Source organism: Halomonas daqiaonensis, from assembly GCF_900109725.1.
GTDB lineage: Bacteria > Pseudomonadota > Gammaproteobacteria > Pseudomonadales > Halomonadaceae > Halomonas > Halomonas daqiaonensis.
Window position 1 is genome coordinate 182,971 of record NZ_FOBC01000003.1, and the last position, 21,229, is coordinate 204,199.

The 21,229-nt window shown below is 66.8% G+C and carries 16 protein-coding genes; 12 read left to right on the forward strand and 4 right to left on the reverse strand.

The features are described from left to right. The first annotated feature begins 73 nt into the window (after positions 1-73). From lepA to acpS, 7 genes are all read left to right on the forward strand, one after another. The gene (lepA, locus tag BMY30_RS03565; protein ID WP_089710673.1) at positions 74-1,891 is read left to right on the forward strand and encodes a translation elongation factor 4; all 1,818 of its coding nucleotides are present in this window, start codon (positions 74-76) and stop codon (positions 1,889-1,891) included. 14 nt (positions 1,892-1,905) lie between these two features. Further along, positions 1,906-2,709, forward strand: coding sequence for a signal peptidase I (gene lepB / locus BMY30_RS03570; RefSeq protein ID WP_089710675.1), 804 nt, complete (start codon positions 1,906-1,908; stop codon positions 2,707-2,709). A 96-nt stretch (positions 2,710-2,805) separates the two neighbouring features. Continuing rightward, positions 2,806-3,510, forward strand: a complete 705-nt coding sequence (gene rnc / locus BMY30_RS03575) for a ribonuclease III (RefSeq protein WP_089710677.1) — start codon at positions 2,806-2,808, stop codon at positions 3,508-3,510. Beyond that, positions 3,507-4,406: a GTPase Era gene (gene era / locus BMY30_RS03580; RefSeq protein ID WP_089710679.1), complete on the forward strand. Its 900-nt coding sequence runs from the start codon at positions 3,507-3,509 to the stop codon at positions 4,404-4,406. Before rnc ends, era begins: the two co-directional genes overlap by 4 nt. After that, on the forward strand, positions 4,407-5,108 hold the full coding sequence (gene recO / locus BMY30_RS03585; RefSeq protein ID WP_089710681.1) for a DNA repair protein RecO: 702 nt from the start codon (positions 4,407-4,409) through the stop codon (positions 5,106-5,108). It abuts the gene before it with no gap. Between the two features lie 201 nt (positions 5,109-5,309). After that, entirely contained in the window at positions 5,310-6,110 is an 801-nt protein-coding gene (pdxJ, locus tag BMY30_RS03590) for a pyridoxine 5'-phosphate synthase (RefSeq protein WP_089710683.1), read from the forward strand. Beyond that, positions 6,107-6,484, forward strand: a complete 378-nt coding sequence (gene acpS / locus BMY30_RS03595; RefSeq protein WP_089710685.1) for a holo-ACP synthase — start codon at positions 6,107-6,109, stop codon at positions 6,482-6,484. Before pdxJ ends, acpS begins: the two co-directional genes overlap by 4 nt. Here acpS and BMY30_RS03600 read toward each other — a convergent pair. Further along, entirely contained in the window at positions 6,424-9,150 is a 2,727-nt protein-coding gene (locus BMY30_RS03600; protein ID WP_089710687.1) for an ATP-binding protein, read from the reverse strand. The two genes, acpS and BMY30_RS03600, sit on opposite strands and share 61 nt — an antisense overlap. Positions 9,151-9,268: 118 nt before the next feature. Between BMY30_RS03600 and cysM the strand changes: the two genes are divergently transcribed. The 5 genes from cysM to ppc are packed head-to-tail and all read left to right on the forward strand — an operon-like array spanning position 9,269 to position 17,444. Then, positions 9,269-10,165, forward strand: coding sequence for a cysteine synthase CysM (gene cysM / locus BMY30_RS03605; protein ID WP_089710688.1), 897 nt, complete (start codon positions 9,269-9,271; stop codon positions 10,163-10,165). 2 nt (positions 10,166-10,167) lie between these two features. Further along, a complete protein-coding gene (locus BMY30_RS03610) occupies positions 10,168-11,589 on the forward strand; it encodes a TRAM domain-containing protein (RefSeq protein WP_089710690.1) in 1,422 nt (473 codons plus the stop codon). 13 nt (positions 11,590-11,602) lie between these two features. Next, complete coding sequence (relA, locus tag BMY30_RS03615) at positions 11,603-13,888, forward strand: GTP diphosphokinase (protein ID WP_089710693.1); 2,286 nt, start codon at positions 11,603-11,605, stop codon at positions 13,886-13,888. Next, positions 13,885-14,799, forward strand: a complete 915-nt coding sequence (gene mazG / locus BMY30_RS03620) for a nucleoside triphosphate pyrophosphohydrolase (RefSeq protein ID WP_089710694.1) — start codon at positions 13,885-13,887, stop codon at positions 14,797-14,799. The genes relA and mazG overlap by 4 nt, the downstream gene beginning before the upstream one ends. Then, the gene (ppc, locus tag BMY30_RS03625) at positions 14,796-17,444 is read left to right on the forward strand and encodes a phosphoenolpyruvate carboxylase (RefSeq protein WP_089710696.1); all 2,649 of its coding nucleotides are present in this window, start codon (positions 14,796-14,798) and stop codon (positions 17,442-17,444) included. Before mazG ends, ppc begins: the two co-directional genes overlap by 4 nt. Before the next feature lie 137 nt (positions 17,445-17,581). Here the strand turns inward: ppc and BMY30_RS03630 are convergent, their stop codons facing one another. The 3 genes from BMY30_RS03630 to BMY30_RS03640 all read right to left on the reverse strand — a co-directional run bounded on the left by BMY30_RS03630 (position 17,582) and on the right by BMY30_RS03640 (position 21,115). After that, positions 17,582-18,154 carry a hypothetical protein gene (locus tag BMY30_RS03630; RefSeq protein ID WP_089710698.1) on the reverse strand — a complete coding sequence of 191 codons (573 nt, stop codon included), beginning with the start codon at positions 18,152-18,154 and terminating at the stop codon, positions 17,582-17,584. A gap of 62 nt (positions 18,155-18,216) precedes the next feature. Further along, positions 18,217-19,152 (reverse strand): ketopantoate reductase family protein, encoded by a 936-nt coding sequence (locus BMY30_RS03635; protein WP_089710700.1) that lies wholly within the window; start codon positions 19,150-19,152, stop codon positions 18,217-18,219. A 43-nt stretch (positions 19,153-19,195) separates the two neighbouring features. Continuing rightward, on the reverse strand, positions 19,196-21,115 hold the full coding sequence (locus tag BMY30_RS03640) for a DNA topoisomerase III (protein WP_089710702.1): 1,920 nt from the start codon (positions 21,113-21,115) through the stop codon (positions 19,196-19,198). Between the last annotated feature and the right edge of the window lie 114 nt (positions 21,116-21,229).

A 21,229-nucleotide genomic window follows, 5' to 3' on the forward strand; every position in this document is an offset into this window, starting at 1 on the left:
AGCCCGCCAGCCGACCGCATCGCGATCCACCGTGTCGGCCGTGGCCCGACACCCACAAGGCAGAATCGACTCGATGTCCCAAGATGCAACCTCCGATCCCCTCAAGCACATACGCAACTTCTCGATCATCGCCCACATCGACCACGGCAAGTCGACCCTGGCCGATCGGCTGATCCAGACCTGCGGTGGGCTGACCGAGCGTGAGCTCAAGGAGCAGGTGCTCGACTCCATGGACCTCGAGCGCGAGCGTGGCATCACCATCAAGGCGCAGTCGGTGACGCTGGATTACCACGCCCAGGACGGCAACATCTATCAGCTCAACTTCATCGATACCCCCGGGCACGTGGATTTTTCCTACGAGGTATCGCGGTCCCTGTACGCCTGTGAAGGCGCGTTGCTGGTGGTCGATGCCGGCCAGGGCGTCGAGGCCCAGTCGGTGGCCAACTGTTACACGGCCATCGAGCAGGGCCTCGAGGTGCTGCCGGTCCTCAACAAGATGGACCTTCCCCAGGCCGATCCCGACAAGGTCGCTCACGAGATCGAGGAAATCATCGGCCTGGACGCCACCGATGCCTGCCAGGTCTCGGCCAAGAGCGGTCTGGGCATCGACGCACTGCTCGAACGCCTGGTGCGCGACATTCCGCCCCCCAAGGGGGATCCCAAGGCGCCCCTCCAGGCGCTGATCATCGATTCCTGGTTCGACAATTATCTGGGCGTGGTCTCGCTGGTGCGGATCTTCGACGGCACCCTGAAGAAGGGCGAGAAGATCCGCATCAAGTCCACCGGAGGCGACTGGCAGGCCAACGAGGTGGGCATCTTCACCCCGCTGCGCCGTGAGACCGGGGTCCTGCGTGCCGGCGAAGTGGGCTTCATCGTCGCCGGGATCAAGGAGATCCATGGCGCCCCGGTGGGGGATACCATCACCCACACCAAGACCCCGGACGTCCCGCGCCTGCCCGGTTTCCAGAAGGTCAAGCCACAGGTCTACGCCGGGATGTTCCCGGTCAGTGCCGACGACTACGAGGATTTCCGCGACGCCCTGGAAAAGCTGGCGCTGAACGATGCCTCGCTGGATTACGAGCCGGAGAACTCCGACGCCCTGGGCTTCGGTTTCCGTGTCGGCTTCCTCGGCACCCTGCACATGGAGATCGTCCAGGAGCGCCTCGAGCGCGAATACGACCTGGACCTGCTCACCACGGCGCCCACCGTGGTCTATGAGCTTCTGCTCAAGAATGGCGAGATCAGCTACGTCGCCAATCCCTCCAAGCTGCCCGACATGGCCGATGTCGAAGAGATGCGCGAGCCCATCGTGCGGGCCAGCATCCTGGTGCCCCAGGACTTCGTCGGCAATGTCATCACCGAGTGCGAGCAGCGCCGTGGCACCCAACTCGACATGCAGTTCCTCGGCAGCCAGATCCAGCTCACCTACGAGCTGCCGATGAGCGAGGTGGTGATGGATTTCTTCGATCGCCTGAAGTCCATCTCCAAGGGTTATGCATCGCTCGAATACAACTTCGAGCGCTTCCAGGCGGCCAAGCTGGTACGTCTGGACGTGCTGATCAACGGTGACCGGGTCGATGCCCTGGCGGTGATCATCCATCGCGACCATGCCCACAGCCGCGGTCGCCTGTTGGTCGAGAAGATGAAGGAGCTGATCCCGCGGCAGATGTTCGACGTGGCGATTCAGGCCGCCATCGGCGGCCAGGTGGTGGCACGCTCCACCGTCAAGGCGCTGCGCAAGAACGTCACCGCCAAGTGCTATGGCGGCGACGTCAGTCGCAAGAAGAAGTTGCTCGAGAAGCAGAAGGCGGGCAAGAAGCGCATGAAGCAGGTCGGTCGGGTGGAAATTCCCCAGGACGCCTTCCTTGCCGTGCTCAGGGTCAATGACTAGGAACGGATAACCGCATGGACTTCTCTCTTATGCTGGTGGTGGCAGTGGCCGTCTCCGGAGTGATCTGGCTTCTCGATCTGCTCTGGTGGCGCCCTGCCCGCCGGCAGCGCCTGGCCACGGCCGAGGCCGGCACCACCGAGGGGCTCAATGAACGCGCCCGCGAGAAGGCGCTCAAGGAGCCCTGGCCGGTGGACTACGCGCGCTCCTTCTTCCCGGTGCTGCTGGTGGTGCTGGTGCTGCGCAGTTTCGTGGTCGAACCTTTCCAGATCCCGTCCGGGTCGATGCGACCGACCCTGGAGGTCGGCGATTTCATCCTGGTCAACAAGTTCGCCTATGGCCTGCGTCTGCCCGTGGTGAATACCGAGATCGTCGAACTCGGCGAGCCCGAGCGTGGCGACGTCATGGTGTTCCGTTTCCCCAGCGAGCCTTCGGTCAACTTCATCAAGCGGGTAGTCGGGTTGCCGGGTGACCGGATCCGCTATGAAGACAAGCAGCTCTTCGTCAACGGCGAAGCGGTGCCCAAGCGGTTGCTCGAGGCCGGCCCGATCAAGGCGCCCACCGAGCTGCTGCTGGCCGAGCAACTGGGCGAGCTCGAGCACCGTATCTACAATAATCCTCGCGACCCCGGTCCCCAGGTGCGCGAGGTGATGGTTCCGCAGGGACACTATTTCACCCTAGGCGATAACCGAGACCACTCCAACGACAGCCGCTACTGGGGCTTCGTGCCGGAAGAGAATATCGTCGGGCGCGCCTTTGCTGTCTGGATGCACTGGGACGGCGGATGGCCGAGTTTCACCAGCATGCGCCGTATCCAGTAGGGCGCATCGCATGCCGCCCACCGGACCAGGCGGCGTGCACACGTCGCCGGGCTCAGATCCAACACCCATGTCCGCTAGCAAATACTCAGGAGCTCCGTGAGCAACCCCCTCAATGCCTTCAGCCGCCGCCTTGGCCATGACTTCGCCGACCCCGGTCTGCTCGAACTGGCCATGACCCATCGCAGCTTCGGCGGCCAGAACAACGAACGCCTCGAGTTTCTCGGTGATTCCATCGTCAACTTCATCATCGCCGAGGCACTCTTCCAGCGCTTCCCCCAGGCCCGGGAAGGCCAGCTGTCGCGGCTGCGTGCGCGTCTCGTCAAGGGCCCGACGCTGGCCGAGCTGGCCAGGGAGATGGACTTCGGTGACTGCCTGCGGCTGGGCTCCGGCGAGATGAAGAGCGGGGGACATCGTCGTGATTCGATCCTCGCCGACGCCGTCGAGGCGGTGCTCGGGGCGATCTATCTGGATGCCGGCATGGAGGTCGCTCGGGCCCGAGTGCTCTCCTGGTATGCCGAGCGTCTGGAAGCCATCAGTCTCGACGATACCCAGAAGGACCCCAAGACCCGCCTTCAGGAGTTCCTGCAGTCGCGTCAGGTTCCCTTGCCGCGCTATGAGGTGACCACGGTGGAGGGCGAGGCCCATGCCCAGACCTTCACCGTCGAGTGCCATGTCGAGGTGCTCGAGGATCACACTCTCGGCACCGGCTCGAGCCGTCGCCATGCCGAGCAGCAGGCCGCCGCCCAGGCGCTTTCTCGCCTCGAACCACCCAAGTCCAACGGCACGGGGGGCCGCTCATGACCACCACCTGCGGTTTCGTGGCCATCGTCGGCCGTCCCAATGTAGGCAAGTCGACGCTGATGAACCGGATGCTCGGTCAGAAGGTCTCGATCACCTCACGGCGCCCCCAGACCACTCGCCACCAGGTAATGGGTATCAAGACCGAGGGCGAAGCCCAGTTCATCTACGTCGACACCCCCGGCATCCACATCATGGCCAAGGATCGCAACAAGGCGATCAACCGCTTCATGAACCAGGCCGCCGTCCAGGCCCTGCGCGACGTGGACTGCGTGGTCTTCATCATCGACCGCACGCGCTGGAGTGACGAGGACCAGGTGGTGCTGCAGCGCCTCGAACACGTCGAGGCGCCGGTGATCCTGGCCGTCAACAAGGTCGACCGCCTGCAGGACAAGGCCAGCCTGCTGCCCTGGCTGGAGCAGGTCGGTGCGCGCCGCGACTTCGCCGCCATCGTGCCGATCTCCGCCAAGCACGGCACCAACGTGCCCGAGCTCGAGGTCGAGGTTGCCAAGTACCTGCCCGAGAGCGTGCACTTTTTCCCCGAAGACCAGATCACCGACAAGAGCCAGCGGTTCCTGGCCGCCGAGCTGGTGCGCGAGAAGGTGATGCGCCAGCTCGGGGACGAGCTGCCCTACCAGATGACCGTGGAGATCGAGGAGTTCCGTGACGAGGGTCGGGTGGTGCACATCAGCGCGCTGATCCTCGTCGAACGGGCCGGGCAGAAGAAGATCCTGATCGGCGAGAACGGCGAGCGCATCAAGAACATCGGCCGCGAAGCTCGCCTCGACATGGAGCGGGTGCTGGGGGCCAAGGTGATGCTCAACCTCTGGGTCAAGGTCAAGCGCGGCTGGTCCGACGATGATAGGGCCTTGAAGAGCCTCGGCTACGACCTGGATTAGATGCAACCCGAACCCGCCTTCCTTCTGCATAAGCGGCCCTACCGCGAGACCAGCGCCCTGGTGGAGTTGCTGACGCTTCACCATGGGCGCGTCAGGGCCGTGGCCCAGGGTGTCCAGCGGCCCGGGTCGCGTTCGCGGGCCCGCCTGCAGCCCTTCGCCCCGCTGCACGTCACCTGGGTCGGCGAGGGCGAGCTCAAGCGTCTGCGCTTGATGGAGGGACACGGCAGTGCGGCGCTGCTCGCCGGCGAGGGACTGTTGTGTGGCCTCTATGCCAACGAACTGCTGACGCGGGTGCTGCCGGGGGAGCTGCCGGTCGCCGATGTCTTCGCCTTCTACACCGTCATGCTCGAGGTGCTGCCAAGGCCCGAGGGGCGCGCCGGAGCGCTGCGCCGGCTCGAGATGGCGGCCCTCGAGGCGCTCGACGCCTGGCCGCGCTTCACCGATCCCGAGGGGGGCGAGCTCGATCCCCAGCGTCGCTATGTGCTCGACCCGGCCTCACGGGCCTTCGTGGCGGGCGAGGGCGGTATTGATGGGCGCACCCTGCGCTTGCTGGCCCGCGGTGACTGGTCCGAACCCGGGCTGGCCGGCCCCGCCAAGGCCGTCACCCGCGCGGCGCTGGCTCCGCTGCTCGGCAGCCGCCCGCTGCGCTCCCGTGAGCTGATGCGCCAGCTTGCCCAGCGCCGACGTCCCGGTTCACACTGACGGCTTTCTCACACTTCTCGCGATGGCCGTGAGGGGCGCCGGGGGCAGACCGAAGAGGAGGTCCTATGCCAGGGATGGCATAGGTAGCGCCCAGGGATGGGTTCACAGCGCCTCCTCGCAGGTCTGCCGCCGGATCAGCCCCGAAACCACGGCTCATGCGGGTTGCTTACTCCTGATTTCTCGACCCCCTTGGAGCCCGCCATGCATCCCCCGCGTATCCTGCTCGGCGTCAACATCGACCATATCGCTACCCTTCGCCAGGCCCGTGGTACCCGCTATCCGGACCCGGTCCAGGCGGCTCTGCTCGCCGAGGAGGCCGGTGCCGACGGCATCACCGTGCACCTGCGCGAGGATCGTCGCCACATCCAGGAACGCGACGTGCGATTGCTGGTTGATGTGCTCAATACCCGCATGAACCTAGAGATGGCCGTCACCGAGGAGATGCTGAGCCTCGCCGAAGAGCTGCGTCCGGCCCATGTCTGCCTGGTGCCCGAGAAGCGCGAGGAGCTGACCACCGAAGGCGGGCTCGATGTGGCCGGGGGATTCGAGGCCATCGCTGGGGCCTGCCGTCGGCTCGCCACGGCCGGCTGCGAGGTGTCACTCTTCATCGACCCCGAGCCCGTGCAGATCGAGGCGGCAACCCGAGCGGGTGCGCCGGTGATCGAACTGCATACCGGTGCCTATGCCGAGGTCTCGGGCGAGGCCGCGCGTCGTGAGCATGCCCGGCTTGCCGCTGCCGTCGAGATGGCCCTCGAACTGGGGCTCACCGTCAACGCCGGTCATGGCCTGAACTATCACAATGTCGAGGCCATCGCCGCGCTGCCCGGCCTTCACGAGCTCAACATCGGCCATGCGATCATTGCCCGGGCACTCTTCGTGGGTCTCAAGGAGGCCGTGGCCGAGATGAAGCGGCTGGCCATCGCCGGCCAGGAGGCGGGCTTCGTGGCTTCGCTAGAGGAGCACGACCACGATCACGACGATGAGGCAGACGGCTGCCGATGATCATCGGGATCGGCACCGACATCACCCGAGTGGCCCGTTTCGAGCGGGCCATGGGACGCCACGGCGAGCGTTTCGCGTTGCGCCTGCTCGGCGAGCAGGAGCAGGAACGCTTCCGTGATCATGTCCTGCCCGCCGCCTTCCTGGCCAAGCGGTTCGCCGCCAAGGAGGCCTTCGTCAAGGCACTGGGCACCGGCCTGCGCCGAGGCATGCGCTGGACCGAGATCCAGGTGGTCAACGATGCCCTGGGACGTCCGTCACTGGTGCTTTCCGGCAAGGCTCTCGAATTGGCTGAGGCGGCCGGCGTCAGATCGGTTCACCTGTCACTGTCCGACGAAGAGGCCCTGGCCATGGCCTTCGTGGTGCTCGAGGGTTGATTCGCCTGCCAAGCGCGCAGCTCGGCCATGGCGGTGTAGAGGTCGGGCAGCAGCGGCAACACGGAGAGCGTGCCGCGCGATCGCAGGCGGGTCTCCAGGGTCTCCGCCAGCAGCCCCAGGCGGGGTGTGCCGCAATAGCGACAGGCACCATTCAAGGCATGCAGGGCGTCGAGCAGGGCCTCCTCGTCGGCGTGCTCGATGGCGTCACGGATGGCTCGCTCGCTGTCTTCCAGGGAGTCGGTCAGCTTCTCCAGCAGCTCCCGGGCGAGGTGCTCGCGTCCACCGGCCAGGCGAGCCCCCAGCTCCAGGTCGACCACCGCCAGCTCCTGGTCCTCCTCCCGCGGCGTCTCCCCATGGGCTGATGGCTCACTCCCCGCTGGCCGGGGCGGCAGCACGATGCCCAGGTGCTCCTCCAGGAGCTGGTCGAGGCGGCTAGGCTGCAGCGGCTTGATCAGCACATCGTCGAGCCCGCCCTCGCGCAGCACCCGGTGCTGCTCGCCCTGCACATGGGCGGTGACGGCGATGATCGGTACCCGTTTCCAGACACCACCGAGTCGTCTCAGTGCCCGGGTCGTCTCTATGCCATCCATGCCGGCCATGCGGATGTCCATCAATACCAGGTCGTAGTCCCGCTCATGCGCCAGCACCAGGGCTTCTTCCCCGCTTGCCGCCTGGGTGACCGTCAGGCCGGGCCCCGCCAGCAGCTCACTGAGCAGCAACCGGTTGGACTCGGTGTCATCGACGACCAGCAGCCGGACCGGCGACGCTACCTGCCGGCGCTGTGTGGGCGGCAGGGTCCGAGACGTTCCCGCCAGTTGGCGGACCACTGCATCGGCGAGAGCCGAGCGGGAAACCGGCTTGGCGAGGACTTCACCGCCATGTGGCAGGGGCAGGGCCGGGAGGTCAGGGGGGCTGGCGTTGACCAGCAGCAGGGCGGGACAGCCCAGTCCGTCCAGCCGGCGCCGCCATCCGGCGAGACGTGCCTCGGTAAGATCCTCGCTGCCCAGTCCTGCCACGACCAGCGAAGCGGGGGGCTCGGTCTCGGCCGTTGCCGGCGCGATGACCTGGGCGCCCCAGCGGGTCATCAGATGTCGTAGGGCGCGGCGCGTGGGCGGATGGGGCTCCTCGAGCACGATGCCTTCTCCGTCCAGGTTGAGCTCTGGCGCGCGTTCGGCCTCCGTGCTACCCAATAGCGGCAGGGTGAAGGAGAAGGTCGAGCCTTCGCCAGGTACGCTCTCGGCGTCGATTTCCCCGCCCATCTGTTCGACCAGCTGCCGGCAGATGGCCAGGCCCAGGCCGGTGCCGCCGAATTCCCGCGGGTGGCTGATATCGGCCTGGTGGAAGGCCTGGAACAGGCGTCGGCGGGCCTCGTCGGTCAGGCCCATGCCGGAGTCGCTGACGCTGACGCGCAGGAGCACCTGGTTGCCCTCGGCCTGTTCCAGCATGACGCGCACGATCACATCGCCCCGGTCGGTGAACTTGAGGGCGTTGTTGACCAGGTTGGTGATCACCTGGCGGATCCGCAGCGGGTCGCCCTCGAGGTCGGCCGGTACGTCGTCGTAGACCAGGCCGAGCAGTTGCAGCTCCTTCTGATGAGCCAGCGGGGCCTGCAGGCCGAGCACCTCGTCGATCAGGCTGACCATGTCCAGCGGTAGCGTCTCGAGCTCCACCCGGCCGGCCTCCAGCTTGGAGAAGTCCAGTATGTCGTTGACCAGCATCAGCAGGTTGTCGCAGGCCCGTTGCACATGGTCCAGCCATTCGCGCTGGCGCGGTTCCATCCGTGAGCGCGCCAGCAGCCGGCAGAAGCCGACGATGCCGTTGAGGGGGGTGCGAATCTCGTGGCTCATGTTGGCCAGGAACTCCGACTTGACGCGGTTGGCCTCCAGGGCTCGACGGTGGGCGATGTCCAGCTCGATGTTCTGTACCTCGATGGTCTCCATGGACTCCTGCAGATCGTCGGTGGCCTGCTCGATCTGGGCTTGCATCTCCTCCCGGGCTGTCTCGAGGTTGTCGGCCAGGTCATTGACGCATCGCGTTAATCCTGCCAGTTCGGATGCCGGGGGAATGGCCAGCCGCTCTGGCACTACCCCGAGGGCCAGGCGATCCAGGGCGCGCCCCGTATCTTCCAGTGGCTGGCTCACCCGTCTCAGGGTGATGTAGGCCGCCAGGAACAGCAGCAGGCCTGCGAGCAACAGGACGAGGCCGGCACTGGCGAGATGCCGATAGAAGCCGAGCAGCAGTGGGGTGGTGTCGATGTGCAGCACCAGCCGGGTCGCGGTTGATGCGGTATCGGTCAGCGGCACCTGCAGCAACCACTGGCGATCGCGTTCCATCAACCGAGTGGCCTCGAGGTCGGGAAGTCTCGGCAGGTCGCCGGGTCGGCCATGTTGCAGCAGCGGCTCACTCTGGTCATCCAGCAGGCTCAGCGCCTGGACATGAGGCAGTGCCAGCAGGCCCTCGCTCAGGCGTGACAGTGCCCGGTCGTCCTCCCTCGCCAGCGCCTCGTCCAGGGCCGGCGCGATCAATTCCGCATCCCGGGTCAACTGGTCGCCCAGTGCCGCGTGGCGCTGACGATCCTCAAGCACCAGGGTCACACCGACCAGCAGGGTCAGCAGCAGCATGGGCAGACCGAAGATCATCAGCATCAGTCGGGTCTTGAGCGACATCGGCAGGCTCGTCGGGCGGTGAATCGGCCTCCAGTATGCCACAGGGCGGGCAGATGCCTGTCCAGTCTGCAGCCGCAGGGATATAATGCCGAAAAGGCGTTTCCATCAGGAAGGTTACATGCATTTCCCCACTCTCGAGGAGACCGTCGGCCATACGCCGCTGGTCCGTCTCAAGCGCATCACCGCCGGGCGCGGCAATACCCTGCTGGCCAAGCTGGAGGGCAACAATCCCGCAGGATCGGTCAAGGACCGTCCGGCCCTCTCCATGCTCGAGCAGGCCGAGGCCCGCGACGAGATCGCGCCCGGTGATACCCTGATCGAAGCGACCTCCGGCAACACCGGGATCGCCCTGGCCATGGCGGCCGCCATCATGGGCTATCGCATGGTGCTGATCATGCCGGAGAGTGCTTCAGCCGAGCGCAAGCAGGCCATGGCCGCCTACGGCGCCGAGCTGATTGAGGTGAGTAAGGAAGGCGGCATGGAAGAGGCCCGCGACGTGGCCGAGGCGATGATCGCCCGCGGCGACGGTAAGCCGTTGAACCAGTTCGCCAACCCTGACAATCCCTTGTCGCACTACCGCACCACCGGCCCTGAGCTCTGGGAGCAGACCGGCGGCACCATCACCCACTTCATCAGCTCGATGGGCACCACAGGCACCATCATGGGCGTGTCCCGCTACCTCAAGGAGCGCAACGCCGAGGTGCAGATCATCGGTCTACAGCCCGAGGATGGAGCCAGTATTGCCGGGATCCGCCGCTGGCCGCCCGAGTACCTGCCGAGCATCTTCGACGCTCGCCGCGTCGACCGGGTGCTGGATATCGGCCAGCACGAGGCCGAGGAGTACATGCGTCGCCTGGCCCGAGAAGAGGGCATCCTGGCCGGCGTGTCTTCCGGCGGGGCGCTCGGCGGCGCACTGCGTATCGCCGCCGAGGTCGAGAATGCGGTGATCGTCTTCATCGTCTGCGACCGCGGTGACCGCTATCTCTCCACCGGCCTTTACGCCCCGGAGAGCTGAGTATGGCCATGCTGGGCAAACGTCGTCCCACGCGTGCGTCGTCGGGCGTCTCGGGGTTGCATGGGCGCCAGGAGGAGCGCCGGGAGGCCCCCGCCGCCGAGCAAGACACACTGGAGGTCGAAGGGCTGGCCCATGATGGGCGCGGGGTGGCACGCAATGCCCATGGCAAGACGGTGTTCGTCGAGGGCGCGCTTCCTGGCGAGCACGTGAAAGTTGCCGTTCATCGCACCCGCAAGCGCTTCGACGAGGCCCATGTGCGGGAGCTGCTGACGGCCTCGCCGGAGCGCGTAACGCCGCCCTGTCCCTACTTCAGTCGCTGTGGCGGCTGCGACCTGCAGCATCTCGCATTGCCGGCGCAGCGCCGCCACAAGCAGGCTGTCCTGGAGGAATTGCTGGGGCGCCAGGGCATCGCCCTGGCAGCGTCGCCCGAGCTGCTTGCCGGCGCAGGCGAGGACTACCGTCGTCGCGCCCGCCTGGGGGTCAAGGTGGACGCCGATGGTGGGGTCCACCTTGGGTTTCGCGCCCGCCATACCCATCGGCTGGTCGACATCGAGGCCTGCACCGTGTTGGTGCCGGCCCTGGACGCCCTGCTGGTGCCATTGCACCAGCTGCTGGCAACCCTCGAGGCGCCTCGCCAGGTAGGGCACCTCGAACTGCTCGAGAGCGACCAGGCGGTGGTAGTGGTCGTACGCCAATTGCGTGATCACCCGGCGGACGCTCGACGCTGGCAGGCCTTCGCCGAGGTCCGTGGCCTTCACCTGGCCCGCTGGCTGGGTCGCGAGGCGCCCGAATTCGAGTGGTTGACCCCTGCCCCGGCACTCCACTGCCAGGTGCCGGGGCCTGATGGGGAGCTCTCCCTGGGCATCGCCCCCGGCGATTTCCTGCAGGCCAATGACGAGGTCAACCGCCTGATGATAAGCACGGCCCTGTCATGGCTGTCGCCATTTGCCGCCGGTGACCGGGTGCTGGATCTGTTCGCCGGCGTGGGCAACTTCAGCCTGCCGCTGGCCGCCGCCGGGGCTCGGGTGACGGCGGCGGAGGGTAACCCGGCGATGGTCGCGCGGCTGGGCGACAATGCACGCGCCATTTCACAAGGACGGGGGCTGGACGTCGAGGCGCACCAGGCGGATCTCGCCAAGCTGCCGGCCGTGCGCGCGCTGCTTCAGAAGGCCGCTCCCGACGTCGTGGTGCTGGACCCGCCTCGGGAAGGGGCCGAGGCCGTGAGCCGGGCACTCGTGGAACATCCGGTGCCGCGCCTTCTCTATATCTCCTGCGACCCGGCCACCCTGGCCCGGGATGCGGCACAGCTTGTGCATGGTGGCTATCGCCCCCTGCGTGTGGCCGTGGCCGACATGTTCGTGCACACCTCACATCTGGAATCCATGCTGCTGTTCGCGTATCCCGGTTCGGCGCAGCAGGCCTAAGGAGGGTAAAGCGATGGTTAAAGTGCGTGAAGAACAGCCGCTGACCCGGGATGGAAGTGTCGATATCGACCAGTGGCTCACCCGCCTGCAGCACGACGTCAAGTTACGCGACGTCGACGAGATGCGCCGCGCCTGCGAGCTGGCCCGGCAACTGGAGATGGCATCCGATCGCCCCCACAAGGCCTGGCTCAAGGATGGCTCGAGCTTTCGCATGGGCCTGGAGATGGCCGACATCCTGAGTGAGCTCAAGCTCGACCAGCCGGCGCTGGAGGCCGCAGTGCTCTATCGCGGTGTCCGCGAGAAGCTGATCGGCCTCGATGAGGTCGACAAGCGCTTTGGCCACGAGGTTGCCGGCCTTATCGACGGCGTGCTGCAGATGGCGGCCATCGGTACCTTTCAGGCACCCAGCCAGGGTCTGAGCCAGCATGACCAGCAGGACAACCTGCGCAAGATGCTGGTAAACCTGATCGACGACGTCCGCGTCGCCCTGATCAAGATTGCCGAGCGGACCTGCGCCCTGCGCCAGGTACGCGATGCCCCGCGCGAGAAGCGTTTGCAGGTGGCCCGCGAGGTCTTCGACATCTATGCGCCCCTGGCCCACCGTCTGGGCATCGGCCATCTCAAGTGGGAACTCGAGGATCTCTCCTTCCGCTACCTGCACGAGGAAGAGTACAAGACCATCGCCCGGCAGCTTGCCGAGAAGCGCATGGACCGTGACCGCTACATCAGCGAGGTGGTGGAGACCCTCAAGGCGCTGATGTCGGCCCAGGGCATCAGGCGTTATCAGGTCGACGGGCGCGCCAAGCATATCTATTCGATCTGGCGGAAGATGAAGCGCAAACACATCGACTTCTCCCAGGTCCACGACATCCGGGCGGTGCGCATCCTGGTCCCCGAGGTGAGTGACTGCTACACGATGCTGGGCATCGTCCATTCGCGCTGGCATCACGTTCCCAACGAGTTCGATGACTACATCGCCAACCCCAAGAAGAACGGCTACCAGTCGCTGCACACCGCGGTGCTCGGCCCCGAGAACAAGGTGCTCGAGATCCAGATCCGTACCTTTGCCATGCACGAGGAGGCCGAGCTCGGGGTCTGTGCCCACTGGCGCTACAAGGGGCACGACACCAGCGCGCGCAGCGCCAGCTACGAGGAGAAGATCGCCTGGCTGCGCCAGGTGCTGGAGTGGCACGAAGAGGTGGGCGACTTCGGCGACCTGCGCGAGGGGTTGACCAGCGACGTGGCCCCGGACCGCATCTACGTCTTCACCCCGGACGGCCACGTCATCGACCTGCCTCGGGTCGCCACGCCGATCGATTTCGCCTACCGCGTGCACACCGAGGTGGGCCACCGCTGCCGGGGGGCCAAGGTCAACGGCCGCATCGTGCCGCTCACCTATCGACTCAAGACCGGCCAGCAGGTGGAGATCCTCACCGCCAGCAAGGGCGGGCCGAGCCGCGACTGGCTCAACCCCAACCTGGGCTATGTGCGGACGTCCCGGGCACGGGCCAAGATCCAGTCCTGGTTCAAGCTGCAGGCTCGCGACCGCAATCTCGAGGAGGGCCGGGGGCTGTTCGAGCGCGAAATGAAGCGGCTCGACGTCGAGGGCATGGACCTGACCACCCTGGCCAACAAGGTCAACTATCCTACCCCGGACGACATGTATGCCGCCCTGGGCGCCGGCGACCTGCGCATCGGCCAGGTGCTGCACCAGGCCCAGCAGCTGTTCGGCGAGAGCGACGACCAGGAACAGCTCGACCGCCTGCTGGCCAAGCCCCGCAAGGCCCCGGGCAAGGGTGGCGACAGCAACATCACCGTGCTCGGGGTGGGCAACCTCAAGACCAGCATGGCCAACTGCTGCCACCCGGTTCCCGGTGACGCCATCGTCGGCTTCATCACCCAGGGGCGTGGCGTCACCGTGCATCGCCAGGACTGCCCCAATATCCTTCAGCTGCGTCTGGACGAACCCCAGCGCATCATCGAGGTGGAGTGGGGCGAGCGCCCCCGCACCCAGTATCCGGTGGATATCGAGATCCAGGCCTGGGACCGTTCGGGCCTGCTGCGTGATGTCACCGGCGTGCTCAGCAATGACCGCGTCAACGTGCTCTCGGTGAACACCCTGACCGATACCGATGACGGCATCGCGCGCCTGTCCATCACCGTCGAGGTCGACGGTCTGGAGACCCTGGGACGTCTCTTCTCGCGCATCCAGCAGCTGCCCAACGTCATCGAGGTGCGTCGCCTGCGCAGCGGGGGCGGAGAGGGTAAGTCCGGCAAGCGCAAGAGGAGAACGACATGAGTGAGTCTCGCTATGACCTCGACGACCTGCTCGAGCTGATGGCCGTGCTGCGCGACCCCGAGCAGGGCTGCCCCTGGGACGTGAAGCAGGACTGGGACTCCATCGTGCCGCATACCCTGGAGGAGGCCTACGAGGTCGCCGACGCCATCGAGCGGCGAGCCTGGGGCGAGCTCCCCGGCGAGCTCGGTGATCTGCTCTTCCAGGTGGTCTACTACAGCCAGTTCGGGGCCGAGGCGGGTCGCTTCGACTTCCATGAGGTGGTGCATGTCCTGACCGCCAAGATGCTGCGCCGCCATCCCCACGTCTTCCCCGACGGCACCCTGGCCTCGCGCCGCCCGCCTGGAATGAGTGCCGAGGAAATGGAGACCCGTCAGGTTCCCCATCAAAAACACATAGAGAGCCGCTGGGAGGCGCTGAAGGCCGAGGAGCGCGCCGAGCGGGCCAGCGACACCCCTGGCTCGCCGCACAACAGCACCGCGGCGTCGGTGCTGGATGACGTGCCGCGCACCCTGCCGGCCCTCTCCCGGGCTGCCAAGCTCTCCAAGCGTGCCGCCCGGGTCGGCTTCGACTGGCCCGATGCCCGCGGCGTGCTGGCCAAGATCCGCGAGGAGCTCGATGAGGTGGCGGAGGCCCTGGCAGAAGGGGACCGGACGCATGCCGCCGAGGAAGTAGGCGATCTGCTGTTCGCGGTGACCAACCTGGCGCGTACCCTCAAGGCCGATCCCGAGCAGTGCCTGCGCGCCACCAATGCCAAGTTCGAGCGACGCTTCCGCCACGTGGAGGCGGCCCTGGCCGCCGACGAGGTGCCGTTGCAGGAGGCCGGCCTGGAAGCCATGGAGCACCACTGGCAGGCCGCCAAGCACCTCGACACCCCCGTTCGGGAATCGTCGCAAGGAGAGCCCCGGCCATGAGCCATGACCTGCACGAATCGCTGCGTGACAATGTTCGCATCCTGGGCGACAGCTTGGGCCGCACCATCGCCGATGACCTGGGCCCGGGTTTCGTCGATCGCATCGAGACCATTCGCGGCTTCGCAAAGCGCGGTCGCCAGGGCGAGGACGGCAGCCAGCGCGAGTTGATCGAGTACCTGCGCAAGCTGCCCGACCGTGACCTGCTGCCGGTGACCCGGGCCTTCAACCAGTTCCTCAACCTGGCCAACATCGCCGAGCAGCACTATCGGTCGCGTTTCCGCCGGGTCGAGGACTACAAGCCCGGTTCCCAGCCGGTGCTGTCCGAGTTGCTGGAGCGGGCCCGGGGTGCCGGTCATTCACCGCGCAAGCTGGTGGAAACCCTGGCCGGCATGCGCGTCGAACTGGTGCTGACTGCGCATCCCACCGAGGTCATCCGCCGCACCCTGATCCAGAAATATGACGCCATCGACGACTGTCTCAGCACCATCGAGTCGTCCGGCGACTACCCGGAACGCGGGGTGCGTGCCCAAGGCCGGTTGGAGGAACTGATCAGTCAGGCCTGGCACACCGACGAGATACGCCACGAGCGCCCAACCCCGGTGGACGAGGCCAAGTGGGGCTTCGCGGTGATTGAGAACTCCCTGTGGCAGGCGGTTCCCGATTTTCATCGCGATCTCGACAACCTGCTGCTGGACACCGCCGGCGAGCGTCTGCCGCTGGATGCCGCGCCGATCCGCTTCGCCTCCTGGATGGGCGGTGACCGCGACGGCAATCCCAACGTCACGGCGAAGGTAACCCGCGAGGTGCTGTTACTGGGGCGCTGGATGGCGGCGGACCTCTATCTGCGCGACCTGGAGCAGCTCAAGGCCGAGCTCTCCATGTGGAAGGCCAACAGCGCGCTCAAGGCCGAGGTGGGCGACGTTGCCGAACCTTATCGCGAGCTGCTCAAGCGACTGTCGAGTCGTGTCGAGGCGACGCGCGACTGGGCCAAGGCCGAACTCGACGGGCGCAGCTACGAGGGCGGGCCCATCATCGAGACTCGCGACCAGCTCTATGCCCCCCTGCTGGCCTGCTATCGCTCGCTGTGTGATGTGGGGCTCGACACCATCGCCAACGGCGTGCTGCTCGACACTCTGCGTCGGGTGGCGGTGTTCGGGGTGACCCTGACCAAGCTCGACCTGCGCCAGGAGGCCAGTCGCCACGCCCAGGTGATGGAGGAACTCACCCATGGTCTGGCGTTCGGTCACTACCGTGACTGGAGCGAGGCGCAGCGCCAGGAGTTCCTGCTCACCGAGCTCGCCTCTCGGCGTCCGCTGATCCCGCGTCGCTGGGAGTGCTCCGCCGAGTCCCGCGAGGTCATCGATACCTTTCGGGTCATCGCCTCCGAGCACCGAGAGGCGCTGGGAACCTACATCATCTCCATGGCCGCCCAGCCCTCCGACGTGCTTGCCGTGGCGCTGCTGATGAAGGAGGTGGGGGGCACGGTCAGCCTGCCCATCGCGCCGCTGTTCGAGACCCTCGATGACCTCGACCACGCCGGCGAGGTCATCGACCACCTGCTGGCGTTACCGGGCTACCGCGCCCTGGCCGGCGACAGCCAGGAGGTGATGATCGGCTATTCGGATTCTGCCAAGGACGCCGGCCAGCTGGCCGCGGCCTGGGCACAGTACCGAGCCCAGGAGACGCTGGTGGAGGTCTGCAAGCGTCACGGCGTCGACCTCACCCTCTTCCATGGCCGTGGGGGGACCGTGGGTCGGGGAGGCGGGCCCGCCCACGCCGCCATCCTCTCCCAGCCGCCGGGCTCGGTGAATGGCAGCCTGCGGGTGACCGAGCAGGGCGAGATGATCCGCTTCAAGTTCGGCCAGCCGGAGATCGCCCTGCGTTCCATGGAGATCTATGCCTGTGCGGTCCTCGAGGCGAGCCTGCTGCCGCCCCCGGCGCCAAAGACGGAATGGCGCGAGGAGATGGACCGCCTGGCCGAGGTGGCCCACGGTGCCTATGTGGGGGTGGTGCGCGAGGATCCCGATTTCGTCCCCTATTTCCGTTCGGTGACGCCGGAAGGCGCGCTCGGACGCCTGCCGTTGGGGTCGCGACCCACCAAGCGTCGCCAGGATGGTGGTGTGGAGACCCTGCGGGCGATCCCCTGGATCTTCGCCTGGACCCAGATTCGCCTGATGCTGCCGGCCTGGCTGGGCAGTGGCGAGGCCTTCAGCCAGCGCCTGGAGGAAGAGGGCGGTCTCGAGGTGCTCCGCGAGATGCGCGACCAGTGGCCCTTCTTCGGTACCTACCTGGACATGCTGGAGATGCTGCTGGCCAAGGCCGATGTGGGAATCGCCGCCTACTACGAACACCGGCTGATCGACGAGCCGGCCCTCAAGGCGCTCGGCGAGCGGCTTCGCACACGCTTCGGTCGACTCCACGAGGCACTGCTGCAGGTGCTCGACCAGCAGGAGCTGCTGGAGAGGACACCGCTGATCCGCCAGGCCATCGAGGTGCGCAATCCCTACATCGATCCACTGCACGGTCTGCAGGCCGAGCTGTTGCAGCGTAACCGCGATGCCGATGGAGCGATCAGCGCGGATCTTTCCCGGGCGCTGATGGTAACCATGGCCGGGATCGCCGCCGGGCTGCGCAATACGGGGTAGGCCTTCGGCCAGCGTCAAGCTTCAAGGAGCAAGCTCCAAGGAACCCCTTGGCTTGCTCCTTAGGTATTCAGGTTATGCTGTCTTGCAGCTTGCAGCTTGCAGCTTGCAGCTTGCAGCTTGCAGCTTGCAGCTTGCAGCTAGAAAGGAATATGCACCGAGGCGGTCATCAGGTTTAGGTGGTCCATGGTCGGGTCATCGATCTCCTCGAATTCCAGCCGACTGACCAGGTGGCGCAGCTGGAGGCGAGCCCCGAAGCCCTGCACCCTGGCTGTGCCACCGCCCTCGCGAAGTTGGTCACCATTTCCGACGGGGTCTCCCTGCCACTCCGCCAGGCCCGACTTGGCATAGAGACCAAGAGGTCCGAAACGTACCCCGGCCACCAGGCTGCCGCCTAGGCTGGTGGTGTCGAGGAGCTGCTGGCTATCGGCGTGGGAGACCGGCACGTCATCGCTTTCGCGGTAGCTGAACTCGGCGCCGAGGTCGAGGCGTGGAAGGTGCTGCGGCGTGAAACCGGCAGTGAGACGGAAGCCCGACGTATAACCGTCGGGAGTGTCGACGTCGCTTCCCTGAACGAGCATACCGTTGTCGAGGTAGACCAGCTTCCTCTCCATACCCCCGTAAGCGGGAATGGTCGAGTCGGCCTGCAAGGGCGATATTGCCAGCGCCAGGAAGCCGGCCACTGCGATGGCGAGGCGTGATTCCGGTTGCATGTTCCCCTACCTTGGGTCGGCAGTCTGAGGGCCGGCGACTCTAGATTATTATCCAGTTCAGCCTAGCAAGTCGTCGGCGGTTCCGCCAATTTCTGCGTCCGCAGGCGCAGGTCCTGAAGATGCCGTGCCAGGCAAGGGGCCGATAGCTGGTGTCGTGAGGCGGCCGCCAGCAGCGGCGCGAGAATCGCCTCGTGTTCGGTGACTCGGCCGGCCAGCACGTCCTGCAGCATGGAGGCACGGTTGGCCGCCGTGGCCTCGATGACTTGCCAGACCAGTTCCCGCCAGCCCTCCAGGCCGCTCCCGCCGGGCGGAGTGACGCCCTCGGCGGCGAGAATCGCTGCCACCTCGTTGATCGACCGCTCGACCATGGGACGGAAGGGTCGGTCGCGCAGCTGGCCGTTGCGGATAGTGAAGCGGGCGACCAGGGGATTGATGGCGGCATTGACGGCCAGCTTGCGCCACAGCCGTATGCGGATATCGTCGACCGCCTCGGCCGGCAGTCCGGCGTCGGTCAGGGTCCGCGCCAGCGCCCTGGCCAGGTCCGCATTGCTACCGTCCAGGGCACCCAGGAAGGTATGGCCATGGCCGGCATGGATCACTCGGTCGTCGGCCTGCACATGGGCGCCCTCAGTAGTGGTGGCGCAGAGCACCGGGCCGTCGTGGCGCTCGGTGAGCGCCGGCTGACAGGCGAAGCCGTTCTGCCACAGCACCAAGGGCACCCCGGAAGGCAGTTGGGCGGCAAGAGTGGCGTGGGCCGCCTCCGCGGCGTGGGCCTTGGTGGTCAAGTGCACCACGGCCGGTACTTCCATGGGCAGGGCATCGGTCCGGGCCATGGCAAGTGACTGTTCCCGGGTTTTGCCTTCCGGGGAGACCAGGGTCTGACGAGCGGGAAGCGGACGGCGGCCGACCAGCCTTACCGGCACCCGCTCGGCCAGCCGCAGGGCGATCAGCCGCCCCAAGGCACCGGGGCCGACGATCCAATGTGTCGATGGGGTCATGGCGTGCCTCCCAGGGTCATGAGTGCAGTTCATGATCGCAGAGTCAGGAGCGGCGGGTTCGGCGTGCCGCGCCCGCCTTGCGGGGCGAGCCTCCGCGCCGCTTGCCGCGAGTCGGACGGGCGGCAGGGGCTTGCTCGCCCCGGGCGTTGTGCAGGGCCTCGCGCATGCGGCCGGCGTCGGCGGCAGCGAGCAGACCCTGCAGGTCGTCGATCAAGGCCGCGAGGAAAGGTGCCGGAGCGTCGCCCTGCTCGACGATGCCACCCAGGCGCTGCTCCCAGAGCGCGGTACGCTCGGGGCGGCCCACCGCCTCGGGCAGCGAGGCGATCAGCGCGCTGCCCAAGCGTGTGGCACGCAGGGCCTTGGCCTGGCGCACCAGGTAGCCGCGCTCCACCAGGGTCTCGATGATGCCGGCCCGGGTCGCCTCGGTGCCCAGGCCGTCGTGCTCGCGCAGGGTGCGCCGGACGGCCGGATCCTCGACGTAGCGGGCGATGTTCATCATCGCCTTGATCAGGCTGGCGTCGGTGAAGGGCTCCGGCGGGCGGGTCTCACGGTCCTCGACGCCGGCCTCATGGACCCGGCAGCTCTCGCCCTCGGTGAGTGGTGGCAGCGGCGGGGCCTCGTCGCGAGTGGTGAACAGCGGCTTCCAGCCGGGCTCGAGGATCTCTTGGCCGCGGGCGCGGAAGGTCTCGTCGAGGAGGCGGAACTCCGCCTTTACCTCGCGGGTGGCCAGTGGCGGGTAGAACTGCGCCAGGACGTTGCGAGCGATCAGCCGGAAGACATCGGCCTCGGCCTTTTCCAGCCGCGAGAGATCGGCGGGCTTGCCGGTGGGCGCCAGTGCATGGTGGGCGCCGACCTTACGGTCGTCCCAGGCCCTGGAGCGCCGCGAGAAATCCGCCCCGGTCAGCCACTGGCCGAGGGTGTCGTCCGCGCGGCAGGCACCCTCCAGGGTGGCCCGTGCCGCGGCGAAATGTTCCTCGGGCAGGTAGCGACAGTCCGAGCGCGGATAGGTGATCAGTTGATGGCGTTCGTAGAGACGCTGGCAGATGTCCAGAGTCGCCTTGGCGGAGAGCCCGTGGCGCCGCGCCGCGTCGACCTGCAGCGCCGAAAGCGAGTAGGGCAGGGGAGGCGCCTGGCGTTTGTCGCGGCGTTCCAGGGCCGTGAGCCGACCCTCGGCGCCGGGCAGGCGGTCGGCCAGGGCGGCGGCCGGTTCTCGGGCCAGCAGTCGCCCCTGGTCGTCGAGGGGATGGGTCTCCCCGGGCACCCACCAGGCGCGCAGTTGGCCCTGCGCGACGGCGAGTTCGGCCCAGAGCACGAAGAAGGGTTTCGGTTCGAAATCACGGATCTCGGCATCCCGGCGCACCACCAGCCCCAGTACCGGGGTCTGGACTCGTCCCACCGAGAGCACCCCGCCGTGGCCGGCCTGTCGGCCGATGAGCGTCCAGGCCCGGGTCAGGTTGATGCCGTAGAGCCAATCGGCCCGGGCGCGGCACTGGGCCGCCTGGTAGAGAGGCTCGAAGCGGGCATTGTCCTCGAGCCGGTCGAGCGCTCTCTGCACCGCCGGGCGGTTGAGATCGCTGATCAGCAGCCGCGAGACCGGTCCCTTCCAGCTCAGGTGCTCGATCACCTCCTGCACCAGCAACTGGCCCTCGCGGTCCGGGTCGCCGGCATGTACCACCTCGTGGGCAGACTTGAGCAGCCGACGGATCACCGCCAATTGGCCGCGGGCCTTGGGGCGAGGCATCAGCTTCCAGCGGCTCGGCAGGATCGGCAGATGGTCGAGGCGCCACTGCTTCAGGGCAGGATCGTAGGCATCGGGCGGGGCCTGCTCCAGCAGGTGGCCCAGGCACCAGGTGACCGTGGTATCACCCACCACCAGGGCCCCGTCGTCGCGACGCGGGGAGCCGGGAAGGGCCTCGGCGATGGCCCGGGCCAGGCTCGGTTTCTCGGCGATGATCAGTCGCATGATGGCTCGTCGCGATGAATGGCATGGACATTCTTCCAGTATTCTCCACGCCTCGCCAGGTGTAAGCTGCATCGGTACATGTACAATGATTGTACAACTGTTATCGAAAGAGAA